Origin of the sequence: Adhaeribacter swui, assembly GCF_014217805.1 — a bacterium.
Lineage (GTDB): Bacteria > Bacteroidota > Bacteroidia > Cytophagales > Hymenobacteraceae > Adhaeribacter > Adhaeribacter swui.
In genome coordinates, this window is sequence record NZ_CP055156.1 from 1,218,908 (window position 1) to 1,237,796 (window position 18,889).

Annotated in this window: 13 protein-coding genes; 5 read left to right on the forward strand and 8 right to left on the reverse strand. The window is 42.0% G+C overall.

Features of this window, described 5'->3' with window-relative positions:
- Positions 1–143: 143 nt before the first annotated feature.
- Entirely contained in the window at positions 144–1,400 is a 1,257-nt protein-coding gene (locus HUW51_RS06020) for a GWxTD domain-containing protein (RefSeq protein ID WP_185273085.1), read from the forward strand.
- Complete coding sequence (rlmB, locus tag HUW51_RS06025) at positions 1,328–2,137, forward strand: 23S rRNA (guanosine(2251)-2'-O)-methyltransferase RlmB (RefSeq protein WP_185273086.1); 810 nt, start codon at positions 1,328–1,330, stop codon at positions 2,135–2,137. The genes HUW51_RS06020 and rlmB overlap by 73 nt, the downstream gene beginning before the upstream one ends.
- 181 nt (positions 2,138–2,318) lie before the next feature.
- Here rlmB and HUW51_RS06030 read toward each other — a convergent pair whose 3' ends face one another.
- From HUW51_RS06030 to HUW51_RS06055, 6 genes are all read right to left on the reverse strand, one after another.
- Positions 2,319–5,285 (reverse strand): M16 family metallopeptidase, encoded by a 2,967-nt coding sequence (locus HUW51_RS06030; RefSeq protein WP_185273087.1) that lies wholly within the window; start codon positions 5,283–5,285, stop codon positions 2,319–2,321.
- Between the two features lie 366 nt (positions 5,286–5,651).
- Entirely contained in the window at positions 5,652–7,589 is a 1,938-nt protein-coding gene (locus HUW51_RS06035) for a DNA polymerase III subunit gamma/tau (RefSeq protein ID WP_185273088.1), read from the reverse strand.
- Between the two features lie 219 nt (positions 7,590–7,808).
- On the reverse strand, positions 7,809–8,684 hold the full coding sequence (locus HUW51_RS06040) for an SDR family oxidoreductase (protein WP_185273089.1): 876 nt from the start codon (positions 8,682–8,684) through the stop codon (positions 7,809–7,811).
- 152 nt (positions 8,685–8,836) lie between these two features.
- The gene (locus HUW51_RS06045) at positions 8,837–9,691 is read right to left on the reverse strand and encodes an SdiA-regulated/phytase-like domain-containing protein (RefSeq protein WP_185273090.1); all 855 of its coding nucleotides are present in this window, start codon (positions 9,689–9,691) and stop codon (positions 8,837–8,839) included.
- Positions 9,692–9,811: 120 nt separating this feature from the next.
- Positions 9,812–10,783 carry a helix-hairpin-helix domain-containing protein gene (locus HUW51_RS06050; protein WP_185273091.1) on the reverse strand — a complete coding sequence of 324 codons (972 nt, stop codon included), beginning with the start codon at positions 10,781–10,783 and terminating at the stop codon, positions 9,812–9,814.
- Between the two features lie 249 nt (positions 10,784–11,032).
- A complete protein-coding gene (locus HUW51_RS06055) occupies positions 11,033–11,944 on the reverse strand; it encodes an SDR family oxidoreductase (RefSeq protein WP_185273092.1) in 912 nt (303 codons plus the stop codon).
- A 347-nt stretch (positions 11,945–12,291) separates the two neighbouring features.
- Here HUW51_RS06055 and HUW51_RS06060 point away from each other — a divergent pair, with 347 nt between their 5' ends.
- Positions 12,292–13,317, forward strand: coding sequence for an L-dopachrome tautomerase-related protein (locus HUW51_RS06060; protein WP_185273093.1), 1,026 nt, complete (start codon positions 12,292–12,294; stop codon positions 13,315–13,317).
- Positions 13,318–13,877: 560 nt separating this feature from the next.
- Here HUW51_RS06060 and HUW51_RS06065 read toward each other — a convergent pair.
- The gene (locus tag HUW51_RS06065) at positions 13,878–15,272 is read right to left on the reverse strand and encodes an undecaprenyl-phosphate glucose phosphotransferase (RefSeq protein WP_185273094.1); all 1,395 of its coding nucleotides are present in this window, start codon (positions 15,270–15,272) and stop codon (positions 13,878–13,880) included.
- Between the two features lie 668 nt (positions 15,273–15,940).
- Here HUW51_RS06065 and gmd point away from each other — a divergent pair.
- Positions 15,941–17,053 (forward strand): GDP-mannose 4,6-dehydratase, encoded by a 1,113-nt coding sequence (gene gmd, locus HUW51_RS06070; protein WP_185273095.1) that lies wholly within the window; start codon positions 15,941–15,943, stop codon positions 17,051–17,053.
- Complete coding sequence (fcl, locus tag HUW51_RS06075) at positions 17,054–17,980, forward strand: GDP-L-fucose synthase (RefSeq protein WP_185273096.1); 927 nt, start codon at positions 17,054–17,056, stop codon at positions 17,978–17,980.
- Between the two features lie 114 nt (positions 17,981–18,094).
- Here the strand turns inward: fcl and HUW51_RS06080 are convergent, their stop codons facing one another.
- Positions 18,095–18,826: a WecB/TagA/CpsF family glycosyltransferase gene (locus HUW51_RS06080; protein ID WP_185273097.1), complete on the reverse strand. Its 732-nt coding sequence runs from the start codon at positions 18,824–18,826 to the stop codon at positions 18,095–18,097.
- Between the last annotated feature and the right edge of the window lie 63 nt (positions 18,827–18,889).

Genomic DNA, 18,889 nt, shown 5'->3' on the forward strand with positions numbered 1-18,889 from the left:
AAAAGGTTGGTCCAGTAGGGCGTTTTTTTTAAAATTTTTATTTTTTACAAATTTATTTCCTTAAAAAAGAAAGCATGCATTTACTTTTTTCATCTTTCTTAAAGCGAAAAACTTTTAAGTCCAAGCGCCGGTTCTTGTCCCAGATGCAGCCGTTGTTAGTTCTGGTGATTTTTATTTCGGCTTGTTCTCCGGAGTTAATGCCGGCACGTACCGGATTAAAATACACTTTTCTGCCCGATACCGGTTTAAGCTACGATTTGCAAACAAAAGCAGATAGCCTACATGTTTTTATTAAAATCACGAACAAAACTACCATTGGTAATCTACAAAAACCTGGTGCCACTGTTCCTTATTTCTTAAGCCGTGATTATACACGCAACAGTATTTATCTGCGCGATTCAGTGCTGGCGGTAGATAAAAATTTAAAAAATCTACTTCAGGATGCTGCCATGATTGATTTTACTATACCCATCAGTAAAATCACGTATCCATCGGTAATTACTTTACGGCTGCCCCAGTTTTCGGCTACGCAGGAGGAAACCCTGCTGGATATTCCACTCACAACCGCTACTAAAAACCAGAACTTTCTGCTGCTCGATTCAACGGGGCAATACCCGCTGTTTCAAACGTATATTAATAATCAGCAAACTTTTTATATCCAAGCTTCCAGGCCAGATACACTGGTAACTGCCCGGCAATTTCCTTTAACGGTTACGCCGGCTATTCCGCCAATGTCGCGTAAAAATGCGGCCACAGCGCCTACCCTTAAAGCGCAGAGCAAGCCTACTTTTCCGGCGAATGAGCCCGTACAACTCGCTGCCCCAGGCATATACCTTCTGGAAACCCAATCGGGGTGCCGCTCTTTGTTAGTGGAAGAAGGATCGTATCCGGCTTTAACTTCGGCAGCCGAGTTAATTGAACCGTTAATTTACCTTACCAGCTCCGCAGAGCGCAAAAACCTGTACGATGCTCCTAATCCTAAATTAGCCGTAGATGCTTTTTGGTTGGGCATTGCCCGGCAAGATCAAAATTTAGGTAAAAGTTTAATCCGGGAATATTACGGCCGGGTAGAAAAAGCGAACCGGTACTTTGCCGCACACAAAGCGGGCTGGCTCACCGACCGGGGTATGATTTACCTGGTTTTTGGCACGCCGGCTTACATTACCCGCGATTGGGACCGGGAAGAATGGATTTACCCCCAATATGATGGGCCAAATGCCGAAGTAAAATTCATTTTCATAAAAAAACCCAATACCTTTACCCAAAACCATTACGAACTCGTGCGCGATGCCGCGTATGAATTTGCCTGGTATAATCAAGTAGATCAATGGAGAAAAGGAACTATCGGGATGATAATGCCCGACGCCGCCCCTTCCGGCAGGAGAAATCGGAGAAGATAGAAATGATTTTTGGCTTACGGCCAATCTTGGAAGCATTACACGCCGGTAAAGTGCTGGAGCGCATATTCCTGCAAAAAGGCCAGCGTAACAGCATTACGCAAGATATTACCGAACTAGCCCATCAGGCGAAGGTGCCCGTAGCTACCGTACCCGTAGAAAAACTAGATACGCTTACGCGCAAGAACCACCAGGGAGCTGTGGCTTTTTTATCGGCCATCACCTACATGCCTCTGGATAATATTGTGGCCGATATTTACGAAAAAGGAAAAACTCCGCTGTTATTGATTTTAGACCGGATTACCGACGTGCGTAATTTTGGCTCCATCGCCCGAAATGCCGAATGTATGGGCGTGGATGCGATTGTGATCCCGAACCGGGGGGCTGCTCAAATTAACGGCGATGCTCTAAAAACTTCGGCGGGAGCTTTAAATATTATACCGGTTTGCCGGGAAACTAATTTAAAAGACACCATTACTTTCCTACAACAATCCGGAATGCAAATTGTGGCCTGCACCGAAAAAGCCGAGCAGAACCTTACCGAAAAAATTGATTTTACCGGTCCAACCGCTATTCTGATGGGCAGCGAAGAAGACGGCATTTCGCCGGAATATTTAAAAAAAGCAGATGTTCGGGTAAAAATACCTATGGCGGGTCAGATTGGTTCGCTTAACGTTTCGGTAGCCAGTGGCATTGTTTTGTTTGAAGTGTTGCGGCAACGTTTGGCAGCTAACCAATAAGCTAAATTTTTAAAAATTTAATATTTTTTAATTTATACCACTGTTATAATCAATAAACGCCTTTCTAGTGATTTAAACTTTTACCTGGTAAAAGTAGCAGCGACCAGTCAGATGTAAGCTAACATAAAAAGGGGTTGATAATAATTCATTATCAACCCCTTTTTATGTTTTAACTAGTCGGTTAATACCCGAACAGTTCTTTTAAGCTTAACTGCTTTACTTTTCCATATTTACTTAATTCCTTAAAATTTAACCGGTCCTTGGAGCCGATCACCAGAATTATCTGGTTCTGCCCTTTCACGAATTGCTGCTGAAACTTCTTCATGTCGTCAAAGGTCATGGCGTTTATATTCTGGTATACCTGCTGCCGGATATCGTAGTCAATGCCTAAGCGTTTGGCCCGTTCGTAGTCGAATAAGATATCGGACTTGGTAATGCGCTCGGTGGCAATGCTGTTGCGGATACTTTCTTTGGCGTTGGCAAAGTTGGCTTCGGCCTGGGGCATATCGTTGAGTAAGAGCTGCATGCCTTCCATGGCTTCGGGCAACTTATCGGATTGCGTACCGATGTAGGATAAAATATAATTTGCCCGGTCTTTCCGGCTGGCATTCGCGTACCGGGAGCTTGCCGAGTAAGCCAACGCCTTAGATTCACGCAGTTCCTGAAATACAATGGAGCCCATATTTCCGCCAAAGTACTCGTTATACAACGTAATAGTAGGCACTTGCTTCGCATCAAAATTAAACGACTTGGTTAAGAATATCAGCTCGGCTTGCACCATGTTGTAATCGGTCCAGTAAACCTGGCGGCTGGTAATATCCTGCTCCTGAAATACTTTTAGCGGTGGTACGGGCTTTAGTTTAGCTGGTACAATATGGCTGGCATTTAAAACAGTCGTTAAGTTTTCGGCTGCCCTTGGCCCGTAATACAACACATGGTGCTCATAGGTCGGGATGCTTTTAATAATAGCGACTAACTCCTGCGGATTGATTTCTTTAAGCTGACTTTCCGGAATAATATTGGTGAACGGGTTTTTAGGACCGTACTTAGCGTAATTAACCATAGCCACGCTGTGGATGGTGTTTTTACTCCGTTTGGCATCCGCCCGTTCTTTTAAAATTCCGGCTATTAAGTCCGATAAAGCTTGCTGATCGGGTTTGGCATTTTGCAGCACACTTTCGAACAAGGTTACGCCTTTTTCAAAGCTGGCATCTAACCCTGACAAACTCACATACACCTGCTCCTGTGACGAAAACACATCGAAAGAACAGCCCAGTTTGTAAAACTCTTTTTGCAGTTCTTCGGCGCTGTATTTATCGGTGCCTAAGTATTTTAAATAATTTACTGCGAGCCCTAATTTTAAATTATTGTTAGTGCCGGTTTCCAGCACGTAATACAAATTAAACAAGCCGTTTTCTTTGTTGCGGGTGTAATACAGCGGAATGTTCTGCTTTAGCTTTGCTTCGGTAATGTCTTTTTTATAATCCACAAACACAGGTTGCAACTCGGTAGCGGGAGCGGCCATTACTTGCATATAAAATTCAGACTGTGCTTCGCGGTTCACGGCAACCGGGGTAATAGCCGGTTTTTCTACTTTTTGCATATTGGGGTCTTTGCCGAGGCGTTTGTAGACCACCACGTAGTTATCTCGGTAAAACTTATTAGCTACATCTACTACTTCCTGCTTCGTGATACCGGAAAATTCATTAAACCGGTTTACATAGTCTTTCCAATCCTGGCGCGCCGTGAAAGCACTTACAAAAGCATCGGCGCGGGCTTCGTTGCTTTCGTACGATTTCATTAAGGCCATTTTGGCGTTGTTTACTACTGCCGGAATGAGCCAATCTTCAAATTTGCCTTGCTTTACAAAATCAATTTGGCCCAGTAGTAAATTCTTCACCTGATCTAAAGTTTGTCCTTCTCGCGGATTACCCGACAGCAAATGCGCCGAGTAATCGTTCATGGTATAATCAAACGAAGAAGCTTCCAGTACGGCTTGTTTCTGGTTTAAATTTAAGTCGATCAGTCCCGCCTGGCCATTAGACAAAATCTGGCTGATCATTTTTAAAACTAACGCTTCGCGGGTAGTTACGCCCGGGAAACGGAAACCTAACATCACGCTTTCGGCATTTGGCCCCAATACTTCTTTCGTTACTGGATTGGCAATAGGCGCTTCAGCGGGTGGGTTGTAGTTAGGTAAAGGTTTAGGCTTTAACTTACCGAAATACTTATCAATTACCCGAATAGTTTGATCCGGGTCCAGGTCGCCGCTCATGGCAATGGCCATGTTGTTAGGCACGTAATACGTATCGAAATATTTTTTAATTTCGGTGATGGATGGGTTTTTCAGGTGCTCAATGGTACCAATGGTGGTTTGGGTGCCGTACTGGTGCGTCGGGAATAAACCTTCGAGCATGGCGGTAAATACTTTTTGCCCATCACTATCCAGGGTACGGTTTTTTTCTTCGTACACGGCTTCCAGCTCGGTGTGAAATAAGCGGGGAACCAGTTCACCAAAACGTTCGGCTTCTACCATCGCCCATTTCTCTAATTGGTTAGAAGGGATATCGCCGGTGTATACCGTTTGCTCTACCGACGTGTAGGCATTAGACCCGCTGGCGCCAATGGCGCCCAATATTTTATCGTACTCGTTGGCAATGGCAAACTTAGCCGCTACCCCGGATACGCTATCAATCTGGTGGTATATTTTCTTACGCTCCGCAGCCTCTTTCTTGGTGCGGTACAATTCGTAGAGTTGTTCAATTTTATCTAGTTCTGCTTTTTCCTTTGCGTAATCCAGGGAACCCAACCGCGAAGTACCTTTAAAAACCATGTGTTCCAGGTAATGCGCCAGACCGGTAGCCGTAGCTGGGTCGTTTTTGCTACCCGCCCGTACGGCAATGTACGTCTGAATACGAGGTGCGTCTTTGTAATCGGTTAAATACACCGTTAAACCATTTTCCAGCTTATAAATACGCGCTTTTAACGAATCGCCGGGAGCAGTGGTGTAGGAATATTCTTTTTCTTTGGGGGTAGCATTATCCGGAGCGATGGTGCTAACCGGAGCAGAAGTTTGCTGGCTGGTGGTTTTACATTGGGGAAAAGCCAATATGGCGGCTACCAACCAGAAATAGGCGATTTTTTTCATTTTTTAAATAGAAGATGTAATGGCTTGCAGAACTTGATGATTTAAATATAATGCAATTCCGGGTTATCAGATAACGATGATACCGGGTAAATATTTAACCCCTCCGCCCTAAAGGGCACCTCCCCTAAAAACAGGGGAGGAGATGCTGGTTTTCCGTTTTACAAGAAAGCTATTTTATTAAACTTATTCAGATGATCTAGATTAACTATACAAACTGCCATTTTCAACGTACCATCTTAAACATTAGTATACGATTATACTTTGGAGTAAATAATAGATACAAGCTTTTCTGCGCAGCCTTACTGGCATCTCCTCCCCTGTTTTTAGGGGAGGTGCCCTTTAGGGCGGAGGGGTTAGAAGAAAAATTTAAAAAGAAGTATCCAGACCCAGTCGTTTTTTAATTTCTGGCAAGATGGGATAACGCTCGGCGAGGTAATTGTACTTATCAATGGAAGTGTACAGCTTCACTCCTTCTTCCTGGGTTTTTACTTCTATTTTCACGTTGATGCGGTTATTGCGCAGCCGGTTTCGTAAAGCGGCCAGAAACTCAGCCCTGAATGAATTAAACTGCTCGATCTGCACGTGATTTTCTACGGCTAACTCAATTATGTTGGCGGATGTAATCTGTACCGGCCGGTTCAGAATCATGTATTCCGACATTTTACCTTCGATCCTTTTCTGTTCCTTCAATTGGTTCCAGACGGTTTCGAACTCAAACTGGTTTACTGGTTGTACACTGCCGTTGGCGTAAGTTTCCGGTTCTTCTTCCTCGGCTATTACCGTTGTGGTACTGGTAGTAACCGGACTCTGCACCTTTGCTTTAATATCGCTCAGGCTGGGCATTTTTACAATTTTCTTGGCCGGTGCTACCGGGGCGGCAGGCCGAACAAATGGCTGCTCGGTAAACTGGTCTTCGGGTACTTTAGGGGTTGGCAAAGGTACGGTAGGTACCGGCGGCAATTTATTAATGGCCGTATCGGAAGTAACCGGAGTAGCTTCGGGTTTGGGAACGGCGTTTCCGTTGCTAGGCGCGGATGCCGGTACAACACCATTTCCATTTACGGCAGGAGCAGGTGTTGTTTTTTGCCCATCGGTAGCCGGTGGCGCACTTTGAATTGGCGCTGCAGTACCATTTACCCCGGAATTAGATTCTATGCTAGTTTTTTTTTTGACGTCGCCGTTTTGGGAGAAGTCTTTTGCAAAAGAAACAGCGGAAGGCAAATGCACCAGTTTCATGAGGCATAGCTCTACGTGCAGGCGCTGGTTCTTGCTATTTTTAAAATTTTGGTCGCAAGCCGCCACAATATTCAGCCCCGACAGCAATAAAGATAAAGAAGCTTTCTGGGCTTGTTGCGCGTATTTAGTTTTAATATTTTCCGATACCTCCAGTAACTGTACCGTTACGGCATCTTTGCAAACCAATAAATTCCGGAAATGCTCGCCAATACCCAGCACAAAATTGTGGGCATCGAAACCATTTTTTAAAATTTCGTCGAATAACAGCAAAGTACCCGGCAAGTTACCCGCCAGGAAAAAATCGGTTAATCTAAAATAATAATCGTAATCGAGAATGTGCAGGTTTTCGACGGTAGCCTTGTAGGTAATTTGATTACCCGAAAAAGTTACCATCTGGTCGAAGATAGAAAGCGCATCGCGTAGAGCGCCATCCGCCTTTTGGGCAATTAAATGTAAAGCATCATCTTCCGCCGAAATATCTTCTTTGGCCGCAATAGAACCCAGATGCTTCACCATATCCTCAATCCGGATACGGTTAAAATCAAAAATCTGGCAGCGCGATAAAATAGTAGGAATAATTTTGTGGCGCTCCGTAGTAGCCAGAATAAAAATAGCGTAAGACGGCGGCTCTTCCAGCGTTTTCAAAAAAGCATTAAAAGCCGAGTTGGAGAGCATGTGCACCTCATCGATAATGTATATTTTATACTTACCGGTTTGGGGCGCGTAACGTACCTGTTCCACTAAACTCCGGATATCTTCTACGGAGTTATTAGAAGCCGCATCGAGCTCGTGCACATTAAACGAGGCATTGTTGTTAAAGCTCCGGCACGATTCGCATACATTACAAGCTTCGGTTTGCGGCGTTAAGTTCTGGCAGTTGATGGTTTTCGCCAAAATACGGGCACAGGTAGTTTTACCCACTCCGCGGGGTCCGCAAAACAAAAAGGCCTGCGCCAGGTGATTGCTGGTTATGGCATTTTTAAGCGTAGTAGTAATGTGGTGCTGCCCTACTACACTGTCGAAGGTAGCGGGCCGGTATTTACGAGCCGATACAACAAAGTTTTCCATCCTTAAACAAAGATAAGAAAACCGGATTAAGGTTAAAAGTTAAAAGTTTACACCCTAATTAAGTATCTATAATCCAGATGATTAAATTAAATTTTTAAAATTACCGCTAAATTAACTATTGTTCCCCGATTATAAAAAAACAGCCCTTCTCGCAAGAGAGCCGACTGTTTTTTAAATTTTTTAATTTTTAGAAATCAACCTCAACCTTATCTTTCGGCCTTATTCCGGAATAAAGCAATGAGCATTATTCTGGGCAAATTCGGTAAAAGTTCGGGCTGGCCGACCGGTAATTTGCGCTACGGTGTTGGTTACATTGGCGCCATAACCGGCTTTTAAAGTTTGGTTAAGTTCCAGCATGGCGTTTATCATCCATTCTGGCATATGGTGGCTGCTCATGGCTTGCCGGGCGGCTTCTTCGGGCACATCTACGTAGGTAATGGTTCGCCCACTTACCCGCGATAGTATAGCGGCTACTTCCTCTACCGAAATAGCTTCCGGCCCGGATATGTCTAGAATACGACCATAATAATTGGGTTGAGTTAATACTACTTGAGCTACGGCTGCAATATCGTTGGCATCGATGTAACTTACTTTGCCCGTACCCAGGGGTTGGTAAATTTTACCTTCCTGCAGAATAGAGGCGCCCTCGTAGGTAATAAAATTTTGCATAAAAGAAGTGGGCCGCAGAATAGTAAAAGGGATGCCCGAGTTTTGTAAATACTGCTCGCCCTGGTGGTGCCAACGGCCCATCTGAATACCCGGTTCTGCATCAGCGCCGCTGGCTGATAGTTTTACGATTTGTTTAACCCCAACTTCTTTGGCCATATCAACCAACTGTTTTTCTATTTCTACCTGGTTCTCGACAAAAGGGGTTATCTGAAAAACGCGGGTAACTCCGGTATAAGCTACACGCAGCGTTTCCGGCCGGGCAAAATCTATTTCTACTAAATCAACATTCGGGAAAACCCGGAAACGGTCGCCTTTTATGATAGAGTGCACTCCGGCCCGGACGCGTACATTCTCCGAAGATAAAGCTTCAATTAATTCGGTACCCACGGTGCCCGTAGCGCCGCTAACTAAAATGGTTTCGTGCATAAAATTTTAATTATGGTAATACAGGTAATGCGTACGCGAAAACAACAAATGAGTAGCAAAAGAGTTTGTAGCAGGAAGCAAAATCAGGAATTGCTACGAAAAGAACCGGCCGATTGCCCCGATTAACTTACCCAAATCGGATGGCTGCATTTCTACTTTTTTATTGCCCGAAAGATTTTACCGCCCTCGTTCGTAAAAATTAAATCCTGATTATTTTTAAAAATTACAGCTTCGGCTTGCCCCGATTTTGGAAGAGCTAAACAGTTTCTTTTACCCGCGAAGAATTTACCGGTACTATCGGATTGGTAGAGGTACAAATTGCCGTAACCCAGCAACGCAATGGTTTTGCCATCGGGGCTAATATCGGCGGCAGTAATCCGGGAAGCTATTTTTAAACTATCGACCAGGTTAGCGGTATAAGCGCCCGGTTGTGCGGGTATGCTATACATCTTTACCCAATCCCGGGTACCATAGTTTTTCGAAAACAAGTACAACTTACCTTGAAAGTAAAAGAAAGCCTCACAATTAAAATTTCTTTTGGATTGAGCAGGCGGAAAAGCTTTCTGGTCAGGATAGGAAAAAGAAATCGTATCTACTTGCGTGAAGTTGTCTTCTTTAACGCGGTAGATGCGCAAATTTTTTCGGGTATTGCTGTTATTACCAAAGTCGCCGATGTACAAATTACCCTGGTCATCTTTCGCGACATCTTCCCAATCCAGGTTAGTAGTATGCGGAATGTTATAAGAGTTAAGCAAATGCCCTTTGGAATCTATCTGGTAAATTACCGGCGGATTACCGCTATCGGCGTGCGTCCAGAAGGTGGTACTATCGGGCGCTAACTCTAAACCCGAACTTTCCTTTATTTCCTTTTTATGCATGCGGCCAATTTTCTGCACCCGGTATCTGGGCTCGTTCACCTGAAAACCCGCTTGTTTGCGGTCCATAGAGCAGCCACAGAGTAAAGTTTGAAAATACACGTAAATGGTAAATAGTTTTTCGAGGAGCATCCTGATATTCGGGCAATCAGCTTTCTGGCAGGTACGGAAAAAACAAAAATTTAAAAAAATGGATTTTACGGGCAGTTAACCGATATAGTTCCGGCCCAAAATAGGCGCTAAAGCTTTAAATTACAAAGTAAGGTAAGGCTTCACCTTCTGAAAGGTAGCTTCGTCGATGGTTTTTATTTTACGCAGATCTTCCAGCGAAACAAAAGGGCCGTGCTGCGTACGATAAGCCACAATGTGTCGGGCAAGTTTATATCCTAAGTACGGGTGCTGCTGCAACTGGTCTACGGTAGCGGAATTTATATTTAAGCGAATACCTACAAAAGTGTCGCCCACAAACGTGTATTTTCTTAAACTATCTACCATTTCGGGCGGTAAACCATATACTTCCTGCAGTTGATCTACGCTTTTAAAACCGCCTAATTTATCGCGAAACTTCACAATGCGGGCAGCCAGCTTGGTACCAATGCCGCGCAGCTTTTTTAATTGGGTAGTATCGGCGGTATTTATATCAAAAGGTTGCAGGCGGTTGCGTTCGCGGGAATAAGCAGTGCGGGGTTTGTTGGCGTACGTGGGGTAAGCACTGGCTCTTTCGCGCGCATCGGCGTACGATTGGTTGGGTCGGCTTTCCGGTAAAGTTATGTAGGGCTCTAGTTGCGCATACAGCTCCGGCGGAAACCCGTAGATGCGTTTAATCTGATCTTTGTATTTAAACCCTTGGGCTTTATCGCGGTAGGTAAGCAAACGTTTGGCTACATACGAGGGCAAGCCAAATTTTTCCCATTGGGCTTGGGTTAAGCTATTCGGGTCGAAGGGCTGCAGTAATTCCGGCGGAATAGGTTTTACCGGTGCTGCTTTGCGGTTTGGTCGATTGTACGCGTAATTTCTGTTTTCGTAAGGGCTGGTTTTTAGTTGCGCCGCCAGGCTGTCGAGGATTTGCCTGTCTAGCGTAGGATCGTAAGCCGGTTGGCGATTTGGCCAGAAATAGGGCAAACACACAATTACTATCAGTCCGAAAATTAAAAGAATAAAGCCGCTGGTTTCTTGCCGGTTAAAATGAAAATAATTCCGAAGCCAACGTTCTATGCCTTTCATAAAGAATAAAACCCTATATTATTAAAAATAGAGGCAGCTATCTGTGTTTAACTGGATAACCACCTCTGATGCTATCTAAAAATTATTTTCGGCTACTTTGATTAACCAGAAATATTAAATCTGATTAACACGGTTCCGGATCTTTTTATTTGTTCTGGAACATGTTTATTTTGGAACATGGCCATTTTTTAAAAGTGCATCCAAGTCATAGAAATTAAGATTTTTTAAAATTCTGCTTTTTTAATTAATCTAAGATAAAGGAAGCTGACTCGCTACCACCGCAATGCCTTCTGTAAATGTATGGGGCCGGAAGCCTAATTGTTCTTCGGCTTTGGTTATTATAAAGCCGGTGCGGGCCGGGCGCTTGGCGGTTTGTGTAAAGCTACTGGCATCGGCGCGGGTAATGTACGAGGTATCCAGTTTAAAATAATCGGCTACCTGCAAGGCCATGTCGTAGGGCGTTACTAATTCTTTACTCGAGATATTAAAAACGCCTTCGGCATCCTGGTCGGCGATTAGCCAGCAACCCAAAGCTAAATCTTCGGCCAAGGTAGGCGTCCGGAACTGGTCATCTACCACTTTAATGGGCTTTTTGCTTTCCAGGCTATTTTTAACCCAGAGCACAATGTTAGAGCGGCCGTAATCGTGCACAATGCCGTACACAAGCACCGTACGCACAATGGCCCAGCTGGCGCTGCTTTGTTTTACTAACTCTTCGGCGGCCAGTTTACTTTCGCCGTAGTAACTTATGGGGTTAGCGGCAGCTTCTTCGTCGTAGGGTCCGGCTGAGCCATCAAAAATAAAGTCGGTAGAAAGATGCGTGAAATGCACGTTGTTTTCTTCGGCAGCTTTCACCAGATAGGCTACGGCATCTACGTTTAGTTTCCAGCAAGCATCCCGGTTTACTTCGCATTCATCTACGTTGGTCATGGCGGCCGTATGAATAATATGCGTGGGCTGGTGCGTGGCTACTACCTGTTGTACTTCGTCGGGGTTGGTAACATCTAAAGAAACAAAAGTTAGCTGCGGATATACTGCCGCTAATTTGTTTTCACCCCGGCTGGTTGCGAGCAATTCTACATCGGCATTGGGCAATAATAAGTTTACCAGCTTTTGCCCCAGCAAACCGTTGGAACCGGTAATTAAAATCTTTTTTTTCATGCAAGTTCAGGAATAGTTCTTTCGCTCTTTACTTAATGCCGGCAGGCAATTAACCCCTTACTATTAAATACAGAGCAAAATTTTAAAAAATTCTATTTTTGAAAAATCAAAATAATTCGGACGGCCTTGTTTCCGGTAAAAGTACAAATAAACGGATATTTTCAGCAGTTGTTCTTTTCGGCAAACCCTAATCTTTCATTTTTTAAAAATTCTTCTTTTTGCCATCTGTAAATTCCGGATTGCTCCTATCCTACCAGCATCCGTCATAACTTTTTAAAACCAGGTTTGCGCCAGACCGGTATACGTTTACTAAAACTAGATCAGGAACCTAATTACTTGCTTATACCATGGAAGTTCATAATACCAGTCTGGAGCTTTTATTCGCCGACGACACTTACCAGCTTACCGGAGTAGCCATTTCCCGCGATGGCCGATTATTTACCAATTACCCCTTGTGGCCCGGCCCGTATAAATACAGCGTAGTAGAAGTGCTCCCGGATAATCAGGTAAAACCTTACCCCAACGAAGAAATGAACAACTGGCAACCCGGCGACGATGGTAAAAACAAGTGGGTTTGCGTGCAAGCCGTGTACATTGATGCTGATAATTTTCTGTGGGTAGTTGACCCGGCCTGCCCGAACATGGAGCAGGTGTACGAGCGAAGTTATAAACTGGTAAAGTTTAACCTGGCCACCGATACCATTGAACGCGTTTATACTTTTGAAGGCGTACTCAGCGATAAAAGCTACATTAACGATGTGCGGGTAGATACGCAAAGGCAAATAGCCTATTTAACAAATTCCAACGAAGGCGGCCTGGTAGTGGTAGATTTACAAACCGGAAAAGCGCGGCAACTCTTGCAAAACCATTACTCTGTAAAACAAGATCCGGAGTTTACTTTACTGGTAGATGGCAAAGAATTTAAAAAACAAGGCGAACCCGTGCACATTCACTCCGATGGCATTGCCCTTTCGCCGGATGGTGAATGGCTGTACTACAAACCGTTAACGGATAATAAATTGTACCGCATTTCAACAGAATGCTTGCGCAACCCCGACCTGAGCGAAACAGAATTGGGAACTCACGTGCAAGACCTCGGCCGCTTTACCACTACCGACGGCATGATCTTTGACCCGGACGGCAATTTATATCTCGGCGATTATCAAAATTACGCGATGGTACAAATAACTCCTGATCTGGAAATGAAAACCATTATGAAAGACGACCGGCTCATCTGGCCCGATAGTTACTCGCTCTCCTCGGACGGGCACTTGTACATTAGTTGTTCCCAAATCAACAAACAACCAGACTACAACGAAGGCCAAAATAAACGCACCTCGCCCTACACCATTTACCGCATGCCGCTGCCGTAGTTTTTAATAAATTTTTAAAATAGTTTAAGTGCTAATATTACTCCTCAACAACTACCCCAATAAGGTCGATGACTTTGATCTTATTGGGGTAGCTACTAATAAACCGTATATTGTAAATGGCACTTCTGCATCTTATCTAAATTCGATTGATTGGTGTTTTTCTAAGCTTTAAATAAGACTTATTTAAGTATCTTGTCCCATTTGCCGGTATTTACCAATTAAAAGCAGGCAGCACCATTATTCTCCCCTATATTAGAATATTAAAATTTACAAAAGAAGACCTTTTTTGATTCTTGCGGAACAAAATCATCTATTCTTCGTAACCATAAGTTTGTTTGGCAGTAAGCAGAAGAAAGTAAAATTTAAAAATGGGATTAATTGAACTAGTTTTATTTGGAATAGTAGGGGCAATTTCTGGACTTGTACTAGCATCTTTTACGAATACGTGCAAAAAGGTTTTAACAGAAAGAAAATTTTACTACGTGTTAACCATTTGCATTTTATCCTTGCTAACCTACCTGGCTACTAATATTTAAAGATTAAACTTTTACCTGCAGTAACTAATACGCGTTTTCGTTTCCTTTAATTGCCTGCCATATTGTTAAAAACACAATTCTAATATCCAGCAATAAAGACCAATTCTCCAGATACCAAAGATCCGCTTCCACCCGCTTCGACATGGCTTCAGTTTCTTTGGTTTCGCCTCTAAAGCCGTTTACCTGAGCCCAGCCCGTAATACCGGGAGTTAAAAACTGGCGCACCATGTATTTGTCGATTAATACAGAATAATCTTCGGTATGTTTCAGCATGTGCGGCCGCGGACCTACTACCGACATATCCCCTAACAATACGTTAATAAATTGCGGCAACTCATCTATACTGGTCTTCCGGAGAAAGGCACCTACTTTCGTTACCCGGGCGTCATTTTTCTGCGTTTGTTTATTATCAGCTTCCGCATTTACCGTCATGGTTCTAAACTTAAAACAGAAAAAAGGCTTATTATCTTTCCCCGAACGTAACTGCTTAAAGAAAACCGGCCCTGCTGAATTCCATTTAATAATTAAACCCAACAAAGGAATTAACCAACTCAGTAAAAAAACCACAACTAACAACGAAAAAGAAACATCAAATAAACGTTTCCGGATTTCATTAAACTTGTTCTCCAGAGGCTCAACACGCGGGGCCAGCACCGGAAATTTCCCGTTTTTACCCGTATACACATTAAGTTCAATAAAGTCATTAATATCGGGCATTACTCTAAAACGCACCATTTGCTTGTCGGCCTCTTGCATTAATGCTTTTATCCGGCAAACTTCTTTATTGGGCAACGCACAATAAACCTCCGATATACCTGTAGCTTTCATGTAATTAAAACAATCCGCTACCGTACCCAAAATAGTTTGCCCATCAACTACTCCCGCAGCCGTATCATCAAAAATACCTTCTACTTTATAACCTAACTGCGGATTAGAATTAAAAAATTTGCTTATCTCTACCCCCGCCCGGCTAGCCCCCAAAACAACCACTTGCGTACAATCTACCCCAAATTTGCGGTTAGCTCTTCTTAAAGCCAGAAAGTAAAACTTCCAGGTAGGTAATAAAATGGCAAATAATACCTGAAAAAAAGATAATGAAGAAAAAGTTAGAACTAGAGAAGGAAAAGCAAGATTTAGTACATAAATAACCATAACATATACTACTAAAGCTAAAATAGTAGCCTTCATGGTAGAAAGGGCACTCCGATTTAAAATATTACTATACAACCCAAATAATCTAGCACAGTAAAACCAGCACAAGTTTAATAATAAAAATTCCAGTTTATAACCTTCAGAAATTGGACTTGCCAGAGGAATATTACTATCTAGAGCAACAGCAAACAGAAGTGCGCCATTCAAGATTAAATAATCAATAAATAGGTTAACCCATTTAAAATAAGTGTTGTATTTCTGTGTCATAGGCAAATCCTATTCTATTTAATACCGCAAAAGATGTATGTGAAGGATCTTGTATTATTATGAGAGTAAACAAATATAAAAAGATTTAAGATAAACCCATACATTTTTAAATAATTTAAAATTTATATTTACTTAATCTTATTATTCATTCAATAAATACTTAGTTTAGTTAAGTTATAAAAATATTACTTCTATTTACAATTGAATTTTTTAAATGTAGAACTAATATAAAAAATATAGCTAATATTTAATTAATACAAATTTCGATGTAAACTGAATACATGTAATTTTTAAAAACATATATATTCAGTAAAATCACGTACTTGTTTTAAAAATAGCTTAATCCAAGTGGTGAGTAAGGAATCTATTGGATTAAATAATTTCTTGTTTCTTTAAATTCTATGATCAGGAGAATTGTTACCTACGGTTTCAAAAAATATTTTTTAAATTATTATAGATTACAACTAAATAACTTCTACTAAATTATCTAAGAGCAGGATTAGTTATTGCAAGCGACTCTACTTAGGAGAACAAAAAGAATCTTTTATTTTAATCCTCTAATTATAAAAAGTAATTTTGAAATCAAGTAAAGGCTACTCCTATAGCCTACTTTATAAAGATACATTTAGGAGATTACCCCATTATCAATCCATAAACTAATTACATTAATGAAAAAGGCCTTAATTACAGGTATTACGGGTCAGGATGGAGCTTATTTAGCTGATCTGCTATTAGAAAAAGGGTACGAGGTACACGGTATCAAACGCAGGAGTTCCTTATTCAACACCGATCGCATTGACCATTTGTACCAGGATCCGCACGAAGAAAATATACGCTTTAAGTTGCATTACGGCGATTTAAGCGACTCTACCAATATCATCCGAATCATACAGCAGGTACAACCGGATGAGATCTATAACCTGGGAGCTATGAGCCATGTGAAAGTAAGCTTCGATACGCCGGAGTATACCGCTAATGCCGATGGCATCGGCACGCTACGGATTTTAGAGGCGGTACGATTATTAGGTTTAACCGAAAAAACCAAAATTTACCAGGCTTCTACTTCGGAGTTATACGGTTTAGTACAGGCCGTACCTCAATCCGAAACAACACCTTTTTACCCCCGTTCCCCTTACGCCGTTGCGAAACTATATGCCTATTGGATAACGGTAAACTACCGGGAAGCTTACAACATGTATGCTTGTAATGGCATTCTGTTTAACCATGAAAGCCCCTTAAGAGGCGAAACTTTTGTAACCCGCAAAATTACCCGGGGAGCGGCTAAAATTGCCATGGGTTTACAAGATAAGCTGTTCCTGGGCAACCTGGACGCCCGCCGGGATTGGGGTCACGCCAAAGATTACGTAGAAGCCATGTATTTGATATTACAGCAAGAAAAACCGGAAGATTACGTCATTGCCACCGGGGTTACCACTACCGTACGGGATTTTGTAAAAATGGCTTTTGCCGAAGCCGGCATTCAGTTGGAGTTTACCGGGGAAGGTGTACATGAAAAAGGCATTGTCAAGTCCTGCACCAATCCGGATTATATCTTAGAAACCGGAAAAGAAATAGTTGCCGTTGATCCGCGTTACTTCCGGCCAACAGAGGTAGACTTGCTTATCGGTGACCCTACTAAATCCATGACCCAATTAGGCTGGCAACCTAAATACGATTTACCCGCATTAGTAAAAGAAATGATGGAAGCCGACCTAAACCATTTTGCCCAGGAAAAGATGCTACAGGAAGCAGGCTATCGCGTAAAGAACCAATTTGAATAAATGCAACCTAACAATAAAATTTATATAGCCGGCCACCGAGGCATGGTTGGCTCCGCTATACTCCGGAAATTAGAAAAAGAAGGTTATTTCAATATCATTACCAGCACCTCTACAGAGGTAGATCTCCGCAACCAGGTACAGGTTAATGATTTTATTGCTACGCATCAACCAGATTATGTTTTTCTGGCAGCGGCCAAAGTGGGCGGTATTGTGGCAAATAATACTTACCCGGCAGAATTTCTGTACGATAATCTCATGATCCAAAGCAACGTAATACACGCTGCTTATTTAAATAAAGTTAAAAAGCTGCTGTTTTTAGGCTCATCTTGTATTTACCCGAAATTAGCACCCCAGCCTTTAAAAGAAGAGTACTTATTAACCGGCGAACTAGAACCCACCAACGAAGCATATGCCATTGCCAAAATAGCTGGTATTAAATTGTGCGATGCCTATCGTACCCAATACGGTTGTAACTTTATTTCGGTAATGCCGACTAATCTGTATGGTCCTAATGATAATTACGACCTGCAAAACTCACACGTATTACCCGCATTGTTGCGCAAGATTATTACAGCTAAAGAAGAAAATGCTCCATCAGTAACTATTTGGGGCACTGGTAAACCCATGCGGGAGTTTTTGCACGTAGATGATCTGGCAGATGCCTGTTTTTATCTCATGCAAAATTATAATGAACCCGGTTTGGTTAACATAGGCGTGGGAGAAGATATTTCTATTCTGGATTTAGCCCGGCTTATTCAGAAGATAGTAGGCTATGAAGGTGAAATTAAAACAGATACTAGTAAGCCTGATGGTACACCCCGCAAATTAATGGATGTATCTAAATTAAATAATTTTGGATGGAAAGCTAAAATCTCTTTAGAAGAAGGAATCCGGAAGGTGTACGAAGAAGTAAAAGGAAATTGGTGAAGTACCACCATTAAATAAAATTTAAACGGTAGATAATAAGGCTGGTTTAAGCTAATTATCTACCGTTTGTTTTACTTATTTTTGCCAAAATAAATTCAATTAATTACCTGCCTTTTATTTATCCTGAAATTTTTGTTTGATTATTAAAAACATAAAAACAGGGCCATAATACAGATATCTCCTCCACATTCTACCTGGTTCTTTCATCATTCTAATGAACCATTCTAAACACAGATTAATCCAAAATTTACCAGGACGGTTTACAGTACCCGCAAAAAAATCAAACGCTCCACCTATAGAACAAATAACTTTTGCTTCAATTCTACTTTTATTATAATGCACCCACTTTTCCTGCTTTGGCGCAGTCATCCCAACAAATAACACATCTGGTCTAAAAGTGTTTATGGCATTCACCATTGCATCGTTATCAAAATTATTGAAATCTGTCTTATAAGGAGGAGAATAATAACCTACCCGAATATTAGGGTATTCTGCCAAAATCCGGTTTTCTATTTTAATTAAGGTTTCCTCAGCAGATCCTAAATAAAAACAACTACCAGAATTTTGATTTAAGCTATTTAAAAGGTAATAATGCAAGTCGGCACCTGCAATTTTCTTTATATTTTCACCTTTTAAAAATTTAAATGCAAAAACAATTCCCACTCCGTCTGGAAGCAAAACGTCCGATTCAATTAATGCTTTTCGGAATGCCTTGTCTTTACTGGCTACCACATACGAGTATTGATTTATGGTATTAATAATCGTTTTGGCAGAAATTTTAATATCCTCAATTTTGGAAGAAAAGATATTAAAATCTGTTAGACTAGAAGATTTATATCTAAGCACTTAATTTATTCTTAGCTATACAAATTTAACTTAAATATACAATCCTGACTAAAATCTTTTCTT